Source organism: Aquabacterium sp. TM01, from assembly GCF_057808345.1.
Genome location: NZ_AP046529.1, coordinates 3,532,198 through 3,549,679 on the forward strand (window position 1 = coordinate 3,532,198; position 17,482 = coordinate 3,549,679).

The 17,482-nt window shown below is 66.8% G+C and carries 11 protein-coding genes; 4 read left to right on the forward strand and 7 right to left on the reverse strand.

Annotated elements, in window-relative coordinates; genetic code table 11:
• Window positions 1-7: 7 nt before the first annotated feature.
• Both AC3WW4_RS16375 and AC3WW4_RS16380 read left to right on the forward strand, forming a co-directional pair.
• The gene (locus AC3WW4_RS16375; protein ID WP_488829497.1) at window positions 8-787 is read left to right on the forward strand and encodes a metallophosphoesterase; all 780 of its coding nucleotides are present in this window, start codon (window positions 8-10) and stop codon (window positions 785-787) included.
• Window positions 788-850: 63 nt separating this feature from the next.
• The gene (locus AC3WW4_RS16380; RefSeq protein WP_488829498.1) at window positions 851-1,273 is read left to right on the forward strand and encodes a universal stress protein; all 423 of its coding nucleotides are present in this window, start codon (window positions 851-853) and stop codon (window positions 1,271-1,273) included.
• A 23-nt stretch (window positions 1,274-1,296) separates the two neighbouring features.
• Here the strand turns inward: AC3WW4_RS16380 and AC3WW4_RS16385 are convergent, their stop codons facing one another.
• A complete protein-coding gene (locus tag AC3WW4_RS16385) occupies window positions 1,297-2,382 on the reverse strand; it encodes a GGDEF domain-containing protein (protein WP_488829786.1) in 1,086 nt (361 codons plus the stop codon).
• A gap of 171 nt (window positions 2,383-2,553) precedes the next feature.
• On the opposite strand from AC3WW4_RS16385, the gene AC3WW4_RS16390 reads away from it, so the two are divergent.
• Window positions 2,554-8,574, forward strand: a complete 6,021-nt coding sequence (locus AC3WW4_RS16390) for an excinuclease ABC subunit UvrA (protein WP_488829499.1) — start codon at window positions 2,554-2,556, stop codon at window positions 8,572-8,574.
• Window positions 8,575-8,611: 37 nt separating this feature from the next.
• Here the strand turns inward: AC3WW4_RS16390 and AC3WW4_RS16395 are convergent, their stop codons facing one another.
• From AC3WW4_RS16395 to AC3WW4_RS16420, 6 genes are all read right to left on the reverse strand, one after another.
• A complete protein-coding gene (locus AC3WW4_RS16395) occupies window positions 8,612-9,712 on the reverse strand; it encodes a DnaJ C-terminal domain-containing protein (RefSeq protein WP_488829500.1) in 1,101 nt (366 codons plus the stop codon).
• A gap of 15 nt (window positions 9,713-9,727) precedes the next feature.
• Window positions 9,728-11,212: a diguanylate cyclase domain-containing protein gene (locus AC3WW4_RS16400; protein WP_488829501.1), complete on the reverse strand. Its 1,485-nt coding sequence runs from the start codon at window positions 11,210-11,212 to the stop codon at window positions 9,728-9,730.
• A gap of 92 nt (window positions 11,213-11,304) precedes the next feature.
• Entirely contained in the window at window positions 11,305-11,925 is a 621-nt protein-coding gene (gene msrQ / locus AC3WW4_RS16405) for a protein-methionine-sulfoxide reductase heme-binding subunit MsrQ (protein WP_488829502.1), read from the reverse strand.
• A gap of 11 nt (window positions 11,926-11,936) precedes the next feature.
• Window positions 11,937-12,977 carry a protein-methionine-sulfoxide reductase catalytic subunit MsrP gene (msrP, locus tag AC3WW4_RS16410; protein WP_488829503.1) on the reverse strand — a complete coding sequence of 347 codons (1,041 nt, stop codon included), beginning with the start codon at window positions 12,975-12,977 and terminating at the stop codon, window positions 11,937-11,939.
• 61 nt (window positions 12,978-13,038) lie between these two features.
• The gene (gene pstS / locus AC3WW4_RS16415) at window positions 13,039-14,121 is read right to left on the reverse strand and encodes a phosphate ABC transporter substrate-binding protein PstS (protein WP_488829504.1); all 1,083 of its coding nucleotides are present in this window, start codon (window positions 14,119-14,121) and stop codon (window positions 13,039-13,041) included.
• 72 nt (window positions 14,122-14,193) lie between these two features.
• Window positions 14,194-16,848 (reverse strand): DNA topoisomerase III, encoded by a 2,655-nt coding sequence (locus tag AC3WW4_RS16420; RefSeq protein ID WP_488829505.1) that lies wholly within the window; start codon window positions 16,846-16,848, stop codon window positions 14,194-14,196.
• A gap of 94 nt (window positions 16,849-16,942) precedes the next feature.
• Here AC3WW4_RS16420 and AC3WW4_RS16425 point away from each other — a divergent pair, with 94 nt between their 5' ends.
• Complete coding sequence (locus tag AC3WW4_RS16425; protein WP_488829506.1) at window positions 16,943-17,482, forward strand: SET domain-containing protein; 540 nt, start codon at window positions 16,943-16,945, stop codon at window positions 17,480-17,482.

A 17,482-nucleotide genomic window follows, 5' to 3' on the forward strand; every position in this document is an offset into this window, starting at 1 on the left:
CGGTCGCTTGACGCTCCAGCTGCTGTCTGACCTGCACCTGGAGACCGAAGACTTCACGCCCTCCCCGGCCCCCGGCGCCGACCTGCTGGTGCTGGCCGGTGATGTGGACAGCAGTTGGCAAGGCCTCTCGCGCTTTGCGAACTGGCCCGTGCCGGTGCTGTTCGTGCCCGGCAACCACGAGTTTGACGGTCGTGATGTGGACGCTGCGCTGGCGGGCCTGCGTGAGCGCGCCCGCGAACTGGGCTTCACCCTGCTGGAGCGGGAGACCGCTTTCGTCACCGCCCCCGACGGGCGGGTGATCCGCTTTCTCGGCACCACCCGCTGGTCGGACTTCGACCTGTTCGGCGAAGACCAGCGGCCCAAGGCGATGCGGGCCGCCCACTACTTCGTCAAGGTGATGCGGGCCACCCGAGGCGGCGAGCCCTTCGGCCCCGAGGCCGTGCGCGTCGAAGCGCTGCGCTGCCGTCAATGGCTGGCCGACACGCTGGCCACCGCGCCCAGCGCCACACAGAGCTGGGACGCCACCGTGGTCATCACCCACTTCGGCCCCAGCCTGCGCAGCGCTGACCCGCGCTATGGCCGCCAACCCGGCACAGCGAGCTTTTGCAATGCCGACGACGACCTGATGCCCGGCGTGGCCCTGTGGCTGCACGGCCACCTGCATTGCCGACACGACTACCTGGTCCCGCACGAACGCGGCGTCACGCGCGTGGTCAGCAACGCGCGTGGTCACGGTCACAAAAACGAATCAGCCGGCTACGATGGCAGCTGCTGCGTTCGGATCTAGGATCTAGACTGATCGCTGTGCTGGCATGACCAGTTTTTCTACAGACACAACCGAGGAACATCCATGAAGATCCTGCTCCCCGTGGACGGCAGCTCCTACACCAAGCGCATGCTGGCCTGGCTGACCACACACGACGAATGGCTGCAGGGTCAGCACGAATACACCGTGCTGACCGTGGTGCCGCAGATCCCGCCGCACGCCGCGGCCATGTTCCCGGCCGACCAACTCAAGTCCTACTACGACGACACGGCCGAGGCCATTTTCAAGCCCATCCGCAAGTTCACGGCCAAGCACGACCTGGGCACGGCCTATGTGGGCAAGATCGGCCACGCGCCCGACGTCATCGCCAAGATGGCCGAAAAGGGCAAGTACGACCTCATCATCATGGGCTCGCACGGTCACAGCAACCTGATGAACCTGGTGGCCGGCTCGGTCGCCACCAAGGTCATGGCCGGCTGCAAGACGCCCGTGCTGCTGGTGCGCTGAACGCGTTCAGCCTGTGGGGTGGCTCAGGCCACCACACTGCGGTGGCGACCGGCCGACTTGGCCTCGTACAAGGCCTGGTCCGCCCGGTGCACCGCTTGGTCGGTGCTCTCCCCCATGCCGTGCGCGGTGACGCCTGCTGAAAACGCGATGCGCAACGCCGATACCTCGTCGCTCACACACACGGTCGTCAACGCCTCGCGCAAACGCTCCACCAAGAGCGCGGCCCCCTCGGCCGAGGTTTCCGGCATGACGATGAGGAACTCTTCGCCACCCCAGCGGGCCACCACGTCGGCCTCGCGTGTGACCTGGCGGGCCTGCTGCGCAAAGACCTGCAGCACCCGGTCACCCATGGCATGGCCATGTTCGTCGTTGACCTGCTTGAAGTGGTCAAGGTCGATCAAGGCCAGCGCCAGGGGCCGCCCGTTGCGGTCCTTCAGGTGCACATGGTGATCGATCAACTCCTGCGCGTAGCGGCGGTTGTAGAGCCCGGTCAGGCTGTCACGGTTGGCCAGCTCCTGAATCCGGTCCAAGGCGGCTTCGAGTTCGCGCTTGCGACTGCGCAGGCGCCGGCGCATTTCACCGAACTGGGCGCCCAGCAAGGCGGCCATGAACTGCAGGGTCAGCAGGATCAGGAAGTGCACCGCCTCGACTTCGGGCGGGAAGTTGACCGGGGCGTGCACACTCATCCAGAGCATGCCGGCGCCCATGGTGAGCAAGGCGTACAGGCTCATCGCCCATTGACGCTCGCGCGAGAGGCTGAAGGTGCCAAAAGAGGTCACGGCCACACTCAAGCCAATGAGGGCGCCGCGGAACTCGTGCAGCATCACATAGGCCACCACGGCCATGGTCTGCCCCACAAGCATCTGTGTCATCGTCATGGCCGGATCACGGAAGTCGCGTGTCCAGCCCCAACGCACCATGGCGTAGCTGATGAGGCCGGCCGTCAGCGCCGCGCCCTGGAACACCCGGGCCGGCCTCAGGTCGGCCACGCCAATCGACACCGCCACCTCGGCAATCAGCACCCCGAGCAGATAGCTGAAGGCCGCCAGCAGGGTCCGGAGCACATAGCCCCGTTGCCGGCTTTCTCGTCCCAACAGCACATCCAACACGAATCGCAAATCACTCTCCCGAACAGGATTCGATTATGTCCACGCCCGGTGACGCCGCGCTGTCGCCAGAATATTCGCCCCCAGGTGTGTCGTGACTTTCTGGCGTCTCTAGAATGTTTGCGCGCCCATGCCGCAGGCATTTCCCTGTGGCAGACCCTTAGAAGGTGACCCATGTCCGATATCCGCATCCGCGGTGCCCGCCAGCACAACCTCAAGAACCTCGACCTCGACATCCACACGGGTGAGCTGACGGTCGTGACGGGGCCCAGCGGCTCGGGCAAGTCGTCGCTGGTGTTCGACACCTTGTATGCCGAAGGGCAGCGGCGCTATGTGGAGACCTTCAGCGCCTACGCGCGCCAGTTCCTCGACCGCATGGACCGCCCCGCCGTGGACCGCGTGGAGGGTGTGCCGCCGGCCATTGCCATTGACCAGAGCAACCCGGTGCGCACCTCGCGCTCGACCGTGGGGACGATGACCGAGCTGAACGACCACCTCAAGCTGCTGTTCGCGCGCGGCGCGCAACTGTTCGATCAGGACACGGGCCAGCTGGTGCGCGAGGACACGCCCCAGTCGGTGTTTGCCGAGCTGCTGCGGCGCTGCGCCGCCACGCCCGGCGGCCGTCGCGTGGTGGTCACCTTTGGCGCGGTGCTGCCGGCCCACACCACGCCCGAGCAAATGGCCGACTGGCTGTCGGTGAGCGGCTTTTCGCGCATCCAGGCGCAGCGCGTGGTGAAGGCGCACGACCTGCCCTCGGCCGCGCTGACCAGTGCGCAAGTGGCTGCCTCGCTGGATGAGGAAGGGGCGGCGGCCAAGAAGAAACCCGCCGCGAAGAAGGCCAGCAAGAAAACGAAGGATGCCGCCAGCGCCGAACTGGGGGACGACGAGCGCCTGGTGCTCGATGTGGTGGCCGACCGCTTCCGCATCGGCGCCGACCCGAGCGGCGCCGATCTGGACCGCCCCCGCGTGATCGAGGCACTGGAAGTGGCCTTCAAGCGCGGCAGCGGCCACATCACGGTCTACGCCCTGCCCGAGGGGAGTGACGAGGCTGAGCCCGAGCTGTGGCGCTTCTCCGCCGGCCTGCACTGCCCGGACAGCCACCGCCGTTACAGCGCCCCCACGCCGGGCATGTTCTCCTTCAACTCGGCGGCCGGCGCCTGCCCGACCTGCCGCGGCTTTGGCCGCGTCATCGGCGTGGACTGGGGCTTGGTCATTCCCGATGCGAAAAAGACGCTGCGCGGCGGCGCCATCAAGACCATCCAGACGCCGGCTTGGGCCGAGTGCCAGGAAGAGCTGATCAAGTACGCGGGCGAAGCGGGCGTGCCGCGCGACCTGGCCTGGTCACAGATGACGCCCGAGCACAAGGCCTGGGTGCTGGACGGCGACCCGAACTGGAAGGGCCAGTGGCAGAAGCAGTGGTACGGCATCAAGCGCTTCTTCGAGTACCTGGAGAGCAAGGCCTACAAGATGCACATCCGCGTGCTCTTGTCCAAGTACCGCAGCTACACGCCCTGCCCCACTTGCGAAGGCGCGCGCCTGCAGACCGAGTCGCTGCTGTGGCGCCTGGGTTCGCGCGAAGACGCCGATGCCGTGCTGGCCCCGGCCAAGCGCTTCAAGCCGCGCGGTGCCGCCCTGCCCCGCGTCGCGCTCGAAGCCCTGCCCGGCCTGAGCCTGCACGATGTGATGCTGTTGCCGATCTCGCAACTGCAGCGTTTTTTCTCGTTTGTCACGCTCGCCCATCAGGAAGACGCCGAGGCCCTGCAGTTGCTACTCGACGAGATCCGCACCCGCCTGAAGTACCTGGTGGACGTGGGCCTGGGCTACCTGACGCTGGACCGCCAAAGCCGCACCCTGTCGGGCGGCGAGGTGCAGCGCATCAACCTGACGACCGCTTTGGGCACCTCCCTGGTCAACACCCTGTTCGTGCTGGACGAGCCGTCCATCGGCCTGCACCCGCGCGACATGGACCGCATCAACGTGGCCATGCAGCGCCTGGTCGATGCCGGCAACACGCTGGTGGTCGTCGAGCACGACCCCGCTGTGATGCTGGCCGCCGATCGCGTCATCGACATGGGGCCGGGCCCCGGCCACCAAGGCGGCCGCATCGTGTTCGATGGCTCACCCGATGAGCTCAAGCATGCCGAGACCCTGACCGGTGCCTACCTGGGTTCGCGCCGCACCATCGGCCTGGGCCTGCGCCGCCCGGTGGCCGAAAACACGCCGCGCCTGATCCTGCAAGGCGCGCGTCAGCACAACCTGAAGAACCTGAACATCGAGTTCCCGCTGCAGCGCCTGGTGGGCGTGACCGGCGTGAGCGGATCGGGCAAATCGACGCTGATTCAGGACATCCTGCACCCGGCCCTGCTGCGCCACTTCGGCCTGGCCACCGACTCGCCCGGCGAGCACGATGAACTGCTGGGCGCCGACTGGCTGAGCGCGGTCAACTTCGTCGACCAGTCGCCCATCGGCAAGACGGCCCGCTCCAACCCGGCCAGCTATGTGGGCGCCTTCGACGCCGTGCGCACGCTGTTTGCGGTGACGCCGCTGGCCCGTGAGCGCAAGTACACCGCCGGCACCTTCAGCTTCAACGCGGGCACGGGGCGTTGCGCCACCTGCGGCGGTTCGGGCTTCGAGCACGTCGAGATGCAGTTCCTGTCCGACGTGTACCTGCGCTGCCCGGACTGCGATGGCACGCGTTTCCGCGCCGAGGTGCGCGAGATCACCATCGAGCGGCTCAACAAAAAGCTCAGCATCTCCGACGTGCTGGAGCTGACCGTGGCCGAGGCCGTTCGCCTGTTCGCGCAGGACGTGGACGTGGTGCGTGCGCTGCAACCGCTGGCCGATGTGGGCCTGGACTACGTGAAGCTGGGGCAACCGGTACCGACGCTGTCGGGCGGAGAAGCGCAGCGTTTGAAGCTGGCCGGCCACCTGGTCGAGACCGCGCAGCAGGCCAGCAAGTCGCGCCAGAAGCTCGCTCGCAAGGGCACGCTCTTCATGTTCGACGAGCCGACCACCGGCCTGCACTTCGACGACATCGCCAAGCTGATGCGCGCCTTTGCCAAGCTGCTGGACGCGGGCCACTCGATCATCCTGATCGAGCACAACCTGGACGTGATCCGCGCCTGCGACTGGCTGATCGAGCTCGGCCCCGAAGGCGGTGACGCCGGTGGCCAGCTGGTGGCCTTCGGACCGCCGGAGCAACTGCGCCTGGGCCAAACCCACACGGCCATCGCCTTGCGGGAGTACGAACAGGCGCTGGGCCTAGAGGTGCCCGCGCTGCCCGCTTCGACTGACCGCGGTGACGCCGCAAACGCGTCACAGGTCTTGCAGGTGGCCGAGAAAGCCCCGGCCTACCACCTGGGCCGCGACACGGCCGAAGACGGCCCTTCGCTGCAGGCCCTCATCAAGGCCCGCCGCGACGAGCGCCGTGCCCGCGCGGCCACCGCGCCGGGTCACGACAGCATCGAAGTCGTCAACGCGCACGAGAACAACCTCAAGGGCCTGAGCGTCCACATCCCGCGTGGCAAGTTCAACGTCATCACCGGCGTGTCGGGCTCGGGCAAGTCCACGCTGGCCTTCGACATCCTGTTCAACGAGGGCCAGCGCCGCTACCTCGAATCGCTCAACGCGTATGCACGCTCGCTGGTGCAACCGGCAGGCCGGCCCGAGGTGGACGCGGTCTACGGCATCCCGCCCACGGTGGCCATCGAGCAGCGCCTGTCGCGCGGCGGGCGCAAGTCCACCGTGGGCACCACCACCGAGGTGCACCACTTCCTGCGCCTGCTGTTCGTCAAGCTGGGCACACAGCACTGCACCACCTGCGTCGACGAAGACGGCCACCCCATCCCCGTGCTGCCGCAAACCCCCGAGGCCATTGCCGCGCAGTGGGTGCGCGACTACCGCGGCCTGCACATCGGCCTGATGGCGCCGCTGGTCGTCAACCGCAAGGGCATCTACACCGAGCTGGCGAAGTGGGCGTCGAGCAAGGGCTTCGACCACCTGCGGGTCGACGGCGAGTTCCTGCCCACGGCGGGCTGGGGCACGGCCAAGGGCCCGAAGATCGACCGCTACCGCGAGCACACCATCGAGCTGCCCGTGGGCGACGTGGTCGTCACGCCCGAGAACGAGCCGCGCCTGCGCGAACTGCTGGCCCAGGCGCTGGAGCACGGCAAGGGCGTGGTCCACCTGATCACCGGGCTGGAAGGTCTGGCCGAAGCGCTGGCCACCGGCAAGTCCACGCTGCGCATGGGCCGCGTCAAGGTGTTCTCCACCGAGCGCGCCTGCCCCAGCTGCGGCACCAGCTACCCCGAGCTCGACCCGCGCCTGTTCAGCTACAACAGCAAGCACGGCTGGTGCCCCGACTGCGTGGGCACGGGCCTGGCCCTGACGCGTGAACAGCGCAAGGTGATGGACGACTCTCAGCCCGACGAGAAGAAGGGCCGCGAATCCGGCCGCGAGCAAACCTTTGCCGAACCCGATGTGGAAGACGTGACCGACGCCGCCTGCGGCAGCTGCCACGGCGCGCGCCTCAACCCGGTGGCGCTGGCGGTGCAGTTGCGCGGTCAGTCGATTGCCGAGCTGTCGGCCCTGGCCGTCAAGGACGCCCGCAAGTGGGGCGAGAAGCTCAAGCTCGACGGCCGTGAAGCGACGATTGCCCGCGACATCGTCAGCGAGATCAAATCGCGCCTGGCCTTCATGGAGCAGGTCGGCCTGGGCTACCTCAGCCTGGACCGCGCCGCGCCCACGCTGTCGGGCGGCGAAGCCCAGCGCATCCGCCTGGCGGCGCAACTGGGCAGCAACCTGCAAGGCGTCTGCTATGTGCTCGACGAGCCCACCATCGGCCTGCACCCGCGCGACAACCAGCTGTTGCTCGATGCGCTCCACACCCTGGGCGCCGAGGGCAACACCCTGGTCGTGGTCGAACACGATGAAGACACCATCCGCCGCGCCGAGCACGTCATCGACATCGGTCCAGGCGCCGGCGTGCGCGGCGGCACGGTGGTCGCGCAAGGCAGCGTGCAAGACATCATGGACGCGCCCGACTCGGTCACGGGCCGCTGCCTGCGTGCCCCCATGGCGCACCCCTTGCGGGTCGATGCCGACGGCCAGGCCATTGGCCGCCGCACGGTGGACGCCGGCACGCCGACCTTGCACCTGAAGGGCGCCCGCCTGCACAACCTGCAAGGCGTGGACGTGCAGGTGCCGCTGCTGCGCCTGGTCGCGGTCACCGGCGTGTCGGGCTCCGGCAAGTCCACGATCGCGCGCGATGTGCTGCTGACCAACGTGCACGCGGCCGTCAGCATCCCTTTCAAGGAACGCGCCACCGCCGTCCCCCAATGGACCGGCTGCGACGGCCTCGAAGGCTGGGGCCAGGTGGACCGTGTGCTCGAAGTGGACCAGACCCCCATCGGCAAGACCCCGCGCTCCTGCCCGGCCACCTACATCGGCTTCTGGGACACCATCCGCAAGCTGTTTGCCGACACGCTGGAAGCGCGTGCGCGAGGTTGGGCGGCAGGCCGCTTCAGCTTCAACACTGGGGAAGGTCGCTGCCCGGCGTGCGAGGGCCAAGGCATCCGCACCATTGAGATGGCCTTCCTGCCCGACGTGAAGGTGCATTGCGAGACCTGCAACGGCATGCGCTTCAACCCCGAAACGCTAGCCGCCACCTGGCGCGGCAAGCACATCGGCGACGTGCTGAAAATGGAGGTGGACGAGGCCGTCGAGTTCTTCGCCTCCATGCCGTCCATCGCCCACCCGCTGCGATTGCTACAGGACGTGGGCCTGGGCTACCTCACGCTGGGCCAACCCTCGCCCACGCTGTCCGGTGGCGAGGCGCAGCGCATCAAGCTGGTGACCGAGCTCAGCAAGGTGCGCGACGACATCACCCGCCGTGGTCAGAAGGCGCCGCACACCCTGTATGTGCTGGACGAGCCCACCGTGGGCCTGCACATGGCCGATGTGGAAAAGCTCATCCGCGTGCTGCACCGCCTGGTCGACGGTGGCCACAGCGTGATCGTCATCGAGCACGACCTGGACGTGATCGCTGAAGCCGACTGGGTCATCGACATGGGGCCGGAAGGGGGCACGGGCGGCGGCAAGGTCGCGGCCGCTGGCTCACCCGATGAGATCGTCAAGCGCAAGACCCACACCGGCGTAGCGCTCAAGGGGGTCTTGCACCGCACCGCCTCGGCCTGACCCGAAAGGACAGGCCAAGCCAGGCCCGACGCGTCCGTCAGCGGCGTGCGTGCGCGCGCAGCTGCGCCTGCCACGCCGCCAACTCGGGGCAAGCGGGCAGCGGGTCGGCCTGGATGCTGGCCGCCAACTGCGCCAGCAAAGCCTGCTGCGCGGCGCTGTACGTCGTGGGGGTCAAGGCCTGCAGCACGACATGCAAAGGCCCGCGCGAGCCATCCTTGTTCGGAAAGCCCATTCCCGGCAGCGTCTGCTCGGCCCCATCGGCCAGCGCCAGCTTGATCAGGTGCCCCTCCAACGTCGGCACCTGCACCACGCCATGCGCCAGCACCGTGAAGAGGTCCACCGGCACGGTGCAGCTCAAGGTCTGGTCGGCGCGCCACGTGAACAGCGGGTGGGCTCGCAGGCGCATCGTCAGCACCAGATCGGCCTGTCGCGCGCCACAGCGCTGCCCCTGCCCGCGCAAGACCACCGTCTGGCCGTCCCGCATCCCCGCAGGGATGCGAACCTCGTAGTGATAGGCCCGTGCCGCAGCCAGCTCGCCGGATCCGCCACACGACTCACAGGCCTGCCGCTCGCGGCCATCGCCTCCGCAATGCGCACACGTGATCCACGATCCTGATCGGCCACCCGGCATACGCCCCTCGCCATCACAAGCATGACAGAGCGTGCGCGGCGACACCCAGCGTCCCATGCCCTCGCAGTCGGGGCACAGGTCCGTGATCAGACCCTGAACCCGGTGCGTGCAGCCCGAGGCCGCCGCCTCCAGCGTGATCTCCACCTCGTGCGTCAGCGGGCGCGGTGCGGCCTCGCCGTCGGGCTCCCAGCGCGGCTTGCCCCAGTCCCGCTCCCACCACTTGCGCTTGGCCTTCGGATCAGGAGGCGGTGATGCCTGTTCCCGCTCCGGCGGATCGGGCTCAACCGGTGCATCGGCATCGGCATCGTCCGCCCTGGCCTCCACCCGCTCACACAGCTGCCGGTACGCCTCGTTGATCCGCTGCATGCGTCGCACCGCTTGCGGATCGGCATTGCGATCGGGGTGCCAGCGCGCCGCCAGTCGCCGGTAAGCCTTCTTGACCTGCGCCAAGGTAGCATCGGCCTGCAGGCCCAGCTCTTCATGCGGCTCCACGCCGGCCCCGTCCACGCCTGCCACCTGACCTCACCCCTCGTCGCGCTGGTGAAAACAGTAGGTGCCGCGCCCCATCACCTTGGCACGGTACATGGCCTCGTCGGCCCCGGCCAGCAAGGAGCTCACATCGTGCGCCTGCACCGGGTACAAACAGATGCCCACACTGGCCCCGATGTGCAGGCTCACGTTCTGAATGTGGAAGGGCGCGTCCATCTGCTGCACGATGTCCTGCGCCACGCGCGCCGCATCGTCCGGCCCATGCACATCCCCCAGGATGACCGTGAACTCGTCACCGCCCCGGCGCGACACCGTGTCGCTTTCGCGCAGGCAGCCACGCATGCGCTGCGCCACTTTCTTCAGCAACAGATCGCCCATCTCGTGGCCGTGTGCATCGTTGACGTCCTTGAAGCGGTCCAGATCGATGTACAACACCGCCAGCTGCTGACCATGGCGACGCGCCCGCGCCATCTCCATGCGCAAACGGTCATCGAACAAAAGACGATTGGGCAGCTGCGTCAAGGCATCGTGGTAGGCCAGACCGGTCAGGTGCGCCTCGGTACGGCGCTGCTCGGTCACGTCATGCACCGTCTCCACGAACAGACGCCGACCATGCAGAAATGCGGGGTGGCGCTCGACAGCCACCGGAAACGTGCTGCCATCCGGACGCACGCCCACCGCATCACCCTCACGGGGCACGACCAGCTCATCAAAACGCATCCCGATCAGCGTCCCGGGGTCGCGTCCGAACAGGCGCTCGGCGGTGTGGTTGTTCTTGATGACGGTGACCCCATCCTCGTCCAGCACCATCACGCAGGCGGCCACCTTGTGAATGACCTCGTCGAGCAGATCGTGCTGCTCGCTCGCCCGCCGAATGCGCCGCTGGTACAGGGCAAACACGCCCACGAAGTTCAGCAGCGCCAGCGCGAAAGTGATGCCCTGGTACCAGCGCATGCGGGTGGCCTCGCTGCGCGTCAGCACCTCCAGCTCGGTGGTGAGCGCGTTCATCAGCGACAACAGCTCCAGGTTGTGCGCCTTGGCATAGGCCACCACCACCGGCAGACGCACGCGCAACTGCGCGGCATCGGCCACCAGCACGCCGCGGCTGAGCTCGCGGTAGGGGTCCCAGATCTCGCGGGCCTGCGCCACCAGCTGTCGCGTGTGCGGCTGCGTCACCGGCGCCAGGTACACGCGCTCGCCCTGCCCCCCCTCGGTTTCACGGCCCTCCCAGAACCCCTGCAAGGTCTGGTCGAACAACGCTGAGGTCAGGGCCAGCTCCTGCATGGGCTCGGCCAGGGGCTCACCCGCCCGCTGGGCATCTTCCAGCTGCAGCAAGACCTTGGCCATGCGCTGCGACAGCATGCGCTGACGCCCCGCCAGGTTGATGCCCACGGCCTCGCGCTCGATCTTCACCGACATCCACACGTTCAAGCCCAAGGCCGCAAAGTCGAACAGCAGGAACAGCGACACCGCCACGACCATGGAACGAGACAGACGTGGCACGTGGGACAAGGGCATGGGAAGCAGTTGCAGTCTCGGGTAGGCAGCCGACGTAGGCCAGTTGGCCCAATGAGCCGTTTATTATGAACTTCGGAACGGTGAGCTCATGATCAGCGCACGCGCAACATCGCCAAGATGCCGCCGCGGCGCACCACGCGCCAGCCCAGCAGCAGCGCCAGGATCACGGCATAGACCATGACCTCGCTCACATCGTTCTTGGCCGCCTTCTTCAAATAGAAATGCAGCAAGCCCAACAGCGCCACGGCATAGACCAGCTTGTGCAGCAGCTGCCACCTGCGCCCACCCAGCGCGCGGATGGCCGCATTGAAGGAGGTCAACGCCAGCGGCAACATCAAGGCAAACGTGAGCATGCCCACCAGGATGAAATTGCGCTTGAACACATCGGCCACGATGTCATCGATCACCCAGCCCTTGTCCAGCCAGGCGTACGACAGCAGGTGCAGCACCGCATACACAAAGGCCGTCACCCCCAGCGTGCGCCGGTAGCGCACCAGCGCCGGCAGCGCGGCCATCTCGCGCAACGGCGTCACCAGCAGGGTCAGCCACAGCCAGCGCAGCGCCCACTGCCCGGTTTCCTGAATCAGCGTCTGCGCTGGGTTCGCCCCCAGCCCATCGGTCAATGCCCCCACCAGCAGGGCCAACGCCGGCACCGCCGCCACCGCCCACAGCAGGGGCTTGCACCAGGGCTTGAGCAGCCATTGGTTCGCCATCGACAAAGCCATCAGTAAAACTTCCTCAAATCCATGCCGGCATACAACTGCCCCACCTGGGCGGCATAGCCATTGAACATCAGGGTGGGCTTGCGCGGGGCAAACAAACCGCCCTCCCCGATTCTGCGCTCAGTTGCCTGACTCCAACGCGGATGGTCCACCGTCGGGTTCACGTTCGAGAAATAGCCGTACTCGCGGGGATTGGCCTTCATCCAGCTCGACGGGCTGGGCTTTTCGGTCAGGCGGATCGCCACGATCGACTTGGCGCTCTTGAACCCGTACTTCCAGGGCACGACCAAGCGCAGCGGCGCGCCGTTCTGCGGCGGCAGCACCTCGCCATACAGGCCAAAGGCCATCAGCGTCAGCGGGTGCATGGCCTCGTCGATGCGCAAGCCCTCCACATACGGCCAATCCAGCACGCTGCCGCGCACGCCGGGCATCTGCTGCGCATCGGCCAGGCTGATGAACTCCACATACTTGGCCCGGCTGGTGGGCTGCGCCCGCTGCAACAGTGTCGACAGCGAATAGCCCACCCACGGGATCACCATGGACCAGCCTTCCACGCAGCGCAGGCGGTAGATGCGCTCTTCCATCGCCCCCAGCTTGAGCAGCTCGTCCAGCCCCAGCTTCAGCGGCCGGCCCACCTCGCCCTCGATGCTCAGCGTCCACGGACGGGTTTTGAGGGTGTGGGCGTACTCGGCCGGATCAGACTTGTCCGTGCCGAACTCGTAGAAGTTGTTGTACGTGGTGATGTGCTCGTAGGAGGTCAGCTTGTCCACCGCCAGGGCACCCGGCACGCTGCTGCGCACCGCAGGCAGGGCCGCACGTTTGCCCGGCCGTGTCACCGTGGCCGACGTGGCTGCGGCGGGCTGGGCCAGCACCACGCCCCCCGGCAGCGCCGACGTCAGTACCCCACCGCCCAGCAGCGCCGCCTCGCGCAACCACTGCCGCCGGCCGGCGTACACCGCTTGCGGTGTGATCTCACTGGGCACGGCATGCACCCTCCCACTGTCGGGGTGTGCCGCATGTCGAGAAGTCAGGATGAAAGGCATGGCCATGCTCCGCCACAAAGACAGAGCCGCACCTTACACCGGGCCACGCCCGGCTGCCGGTTCACTGAAACTTGGTCAACTCGCCAGCAGGGCCTCGGATCTGCATCAAGCGCCCCGCCAGCCGAGCCTGCACGGTCGATGGCAAGGGCGCAAAGCCCGTGCCCCGCGTCAACTCATCGCCATGCATGAAGCACCAGTAGACGAAGCGCGCCGTCCAGTCCGCCTCGCTCATATGCTTAGGGCGGGCATCCAGCAACACAAAGCTCGTGGACGTGATCGGCCAGGCATCCGGCCGAGGGCGGTTCAACAAGCTGGCCGTATCGTCCCCCTTGCGGTAGACGTCCGACGCCAGGATGGCCGCCCGGAAACCCGCCTCTGAGGCACTCAGCACCTGCCCCGTGCGGTTGCGCAGGCGCACCCCCACCAGCTTGTCCTTCACCACCCGGTCATACGAGACATAGGTGAAGCTGCCCGGCGTGGCCTTGACCAGGTTCGACACGCCATCGTTGCCCTTGGCCGCCAGCGTCTCACCCGGCCAGGCCGGCTTCTGGCTGATGGGCACCGCCTTGGCAAAAGCCGGCGACGCATCGGCCAGATAACGCACCCACACCTCGGTTGAACCCGATTTGTCCTCACGCACCACCCGCACCACAGGCAACGCGGGCAGTCTCAGACCCGGATTAAGCTCGGCAATGCGCGGGTCGCTCCACGTCGCGATCGCCCCTCGGGCCATGTCGGCCAGCACCTCGCCACTGAGCACCAGCTCATTGGGCTGCACGCCGGGCAGGTTCACCACGGGCACAAAGCCCCCCACCAGCAGCGGGATCTGAACCAGCTTGTGCTCGGCCAGTTGCGCAGCGCTCAAAGGGTTGTCGGTGCCACCGAAATGCACCGTGCGGGCCTGGGCCTGGCGGATGCCATCACCCGATCCCGTCCCTTGGTACTGGATCGAGGGGCCGGGGCGCTCGGCCATGAAACGGGCTGTCCAGCGCTCATACACCCGCGACGGAAAGGTCGCGCCCGCGCCCTTGATCGACGCCTGAGGCGTGGTCTGCGCCTGCGCCGACATCCCCCAGGCGCACAGCGCCAACACACCACCTGCCAACCACTGCGTGCCCCAGGCACGACGCCACTGCATTGCCATGTACTTCCATGTCCGATTCAACCGAGCGGAATGTACAAGGGCAATGCGTCAGGCGCGTGACGCTCCCGCCGATCAGGCGGCCTTCTTCGCCACCGCTTTCTTCGCAGCGGTCTTCTTGGCCGCCGGCGCCTTGGCAGCGCGGGGCTCGAACTCGAAGCCCACCTTGCCGGCCTTGGAATCCCAGCTCAGGAAGGCCTTGAACTTGCGCCGCGTCTTGTTCGAGACGAAGTTCTCCAGCAGATCGGTCTTGCCGGTTTCCAGCAGCTTGGTCACCTGCTCCGGCGTCACCGGCTGCTGCAAGATGATCTTGCCGCTCTTGAAGTCACAGGTGGCCGGCCCCGTCGTGTGTTCGCACACATAGTTGGCGCCGTGCTCGTACACGTCCCCACCGCACTTGGGGCACTTGCCCAGGCTGGTCTGCGCACTGAAGTCCACCGCCTCACCGGAGCCCTCGTCCTTCTTCGCGTCTTCCCCGAAGTCGAACTCCATCTTCCAGTTGGCCAGCTCCTCGTCGCGCACCATGCGCAGCTCGGCCGTGAACGGCCAGCCCGCCTTCGAGCGGAAGCCTTCCAGCGGCCCGATCTTGCGATCGCGCAGCAGTTGCTCCACCTCGTGCAGCTCAAAGCTGCGCCCGGCCGGAATCTTGGTCATGCTGAAGCCACAACCCGTTGTACCCTCGGCATCGCCACCGCCCTTGCCCGTGCAGGTGAAGCGGCGGTAGTTCTCCTTGACCACGCCGCCGCAATTCGGGCAGGGCGTGCTCAAGGTGGCGTAGTCACCGGGGATGGTGTCGCGGTCGTATTCCTTGGCCTTTTGCACCACGCGCTGCGTCATGGCGGCGATCTCGGCCATGAAGGCCTCGCGGCTCAGGCGGCCCTTTTCCATCTCGGACAGCTTGAATTCCCAGTTGCCGGTCAGCTCAGGCTTGGTCAGGTCTTCCACCCCCAGGCCGCGCAGCAGCGTCATCAGCTGGAAGGCCTTGGCCGTGGGGATCATCTCGCGCCCCTCACGGTAAAGGTACTTCTCGGTGATCAGGCCTTCGATGATGGCCGCGCGGGTAGCAGGTGTGCCCAAGCCCTTCTCGGTCATCGCCGCCTTCAGCTCCTCGTCGTCGATCAGCTTGCCTGCGCCTTCCATGGCGCTCAGCAGCGTCGCTTCCGTGTAGCGGGCCGGCGGCTTGGTCTTCAGGGCGTTGACCAGCACCTCTTCGTTGCGCACGGCCTCGCCCGGCTGCACGGCCACCAGCGTGGTGTCGTCGCCCTCTTCGGCCGCTTCCTTGCCGTACACGGCCATCCAGCCCGGCTTGACCAGCACCTTGCCGTTCGTCTGGAAGTGGTGCACCTGGTCGGCCACCGGCACCTTGGTGATGCGCGTCGTGACCATGAACTCGGCCGAGGGGTAGAACACCGCAATGAAGCGCTTGACCACCATGTCGTACAGCTTGGCCTCGGCCTCGGTGAGGCTGCGCGGCGCCTGCAGCGTCGGGATGATGGCAAAGTGGTCCGACACCTTGGCGTTGTCGAAAATGCGCTTGTTGGGCTTGATGTAGCCCTCGCGCACCGCCTTGCCGGCGTGCGTGGCCAGGGCGCGCAGCGGGCCGGGCAGGTCCTCGCTGGCAATCATCGCCATCGTTTCCTTCACCACCGGCAGATAGTCCTCGGGCAGCGCGCGCGAGTCGGTCCGTGGGTAGGTCAGCACCTTGTGCTTTTCGTACAGGGCCTGCGCCAGCGACAGCGTGGTCTTGGCACTGAAGCCAAAGCGCGAGTTGGCCTCACGCTGCAGCGTGGTCAGGTCATACAACAGCGCGCTGGCCTGCGAGCTGGGCTTGGCCTCTTCCGTCACGGTGCCGGTCTGGCCGCGCACCGCATCGGCAATCGCCTGCGCCTCGGCCGCCGTCCAGACCCGGTCCGCCTTCAGCTCGGCGTCCTGCGAGCCCTCCACGGCGTTCTTGACCTTCTTGAACTCCGGGTCGAACCACTTGCCGTCGTAGCTGCCGGCCGACACCTCGAAGCTGCCGCGGATTTCCCAATAATCGCGGAACACGTGCTTGCGGATCTTCTCTTCGCGCTCCACCACGATGGACAGCGTGGGCGTCTGCACCCGGCCCACCGTCGTCAGGAAAAAGCCCCCGTCGCGCGAATTGAACGCCGTCATCGCCCGCGTGCCGTTGATGCCCACCAGCCAGTCGGCCTCGGAGCGGCAACGCGCGGCACTGGCCAGCGGCAGCATCTGCTCATCGGTGCGCAAGGCGTCAAAACCATCGCGGATGGCCTGCGGCGTCATGCTTTGCAGCCACAGGCGGCGCACGTCCTTGCCCAGGCCCTTGGCACGCAGCGTGGCGGTGCTGTCTTGCGCGTACTGCGCAATCAGGCGGAAGATCAACTCTCCTTCGCGCCCCGCGTCACACGCATTGATCAAGGTGGTGACGTCCTTGCGCTTGATCAGCTTGACCAGGGCATTGAGGCGCCCCTTGCTCTTGTCGATCGGGTTCAGATCAAAGTGCGGCGGGATCACCGGCAGGTTCGCGAAGCTCCACTTGCCGCGTTTGACGTCGAATTCCTCCGGCGCCTTGATCTCGACCAGATGGCCGACGGCGGAGCTGACCACATAGTGCTCGCTCTCGAAGTATTCATCGTGTTTCTCGAACTTGCCATCCACCGGCGTCAACGCGCGCACGATGTCTTGGGCAACCGAAGGTTTTTCTGCAATGACCAGGGCTTTGCTCATGGGCGTGTTTATATATGCAAACCGTTCATACAATCGGGTTTCTCGCGCGCACACACGCGCGCACCCGCACATTTCAATATAAACACACTGGTCGATGACGCAAGCCGCGCACAAACCCACGCCCGCCGCCCGCACCGCCGCACACAGCGACAAGGCGTCCGGCACAGGCCGCCGCACCCAGGTGCGTGACTCGGGCATCCACGGCAAAGGCGTCTACGCCGTGCGCCCCATCCAGGCCGGCGAGCGCGTGCTCGAATACAAGGGCGAAATCATCACCTGGGAAGAGGCCCTCGACCGCCACCCACACGATCCCGAGCAGCCCAACCACACCTTCTACTTCCACCTCGACGACGGCCACGTCATCGACGGCAAGTACGAAGGCAACTCGGCCAAGTGGATCAACCACTCGTGTGAGCCCAACCTCGAAGCCGAGCAGGTGGGCAACCGCGTCTTCCTCGACGCCTTGCGCGACATCGCCCCCGGCGAAGAACTCTTCTTCGACTACGGCCTGGTCATCGACGCCCGCATGACGGCCAAGTTGAAGAAGGAATACGCCTGCTGGTGCGGCGCCCCCACCTGCCGCGGCACCATGCTGGCCCCCAAGGAACGCAAGAGCCGCTCAGGTCGCCGCTGA

Coding starts and splice junctions, on each gene's coding strand:
- msrP (WP_488829503.1), bottom strand. CDS start 12,977: ATGCCTTTCATCCTGACTTCTCGACATGCGGCACACCCCGACAGTGGG.
- AC3WW4_RS16420 (WP_488829505.1), bottom strand. CDS start 16,848: ATGAGCAAAGCCCTGGTCATTGCAGAAAAACCTTCGGTTGCCCAAGAC.
- pstS (WP_488829504.1), bottom strand. CDS start 14,121: ATGGCAATGCAGTGGCGTCGTGCCTGGGGCACGCAGTGGTTGGCAGGT.
- AC3WW4_RS16425 (WP_488829506.1), top strand. CDS start 16,943: ATGACGCAAGCCGCGCACAAACCCACGCCCGCCGCCCGCACCGCCGCA.
- AC3WW4_RS16390 (WP_488829499.1), top strand. CDS start 2,554: ATGTCCGATATCCGCATCCGCGGTGCCCGCCAGCACAACCTCAAGAAC.
- AC3WW4_RS16400 (WP_488829501.1), bottom strand. CDS start 11,212: ATGCCCTTGTCCCACGTGCCACGTCTGTCTCGTTCCATGGTCGTGGCG.
- msrQ (WP_488829502.1), bottom strand. CDS start 11,925: ATGGCGAACCAATGGCTGCTCAAGCCCTGGTGCAAGCCCCTGCTGTGG.
- AC3WW4_RS16380 (WP_488829498.1), top strand. CDS start 851: ATGAAGATCCTGCTCCCCGTGGACGGCAGCTCCTACACCAAGCGCATG.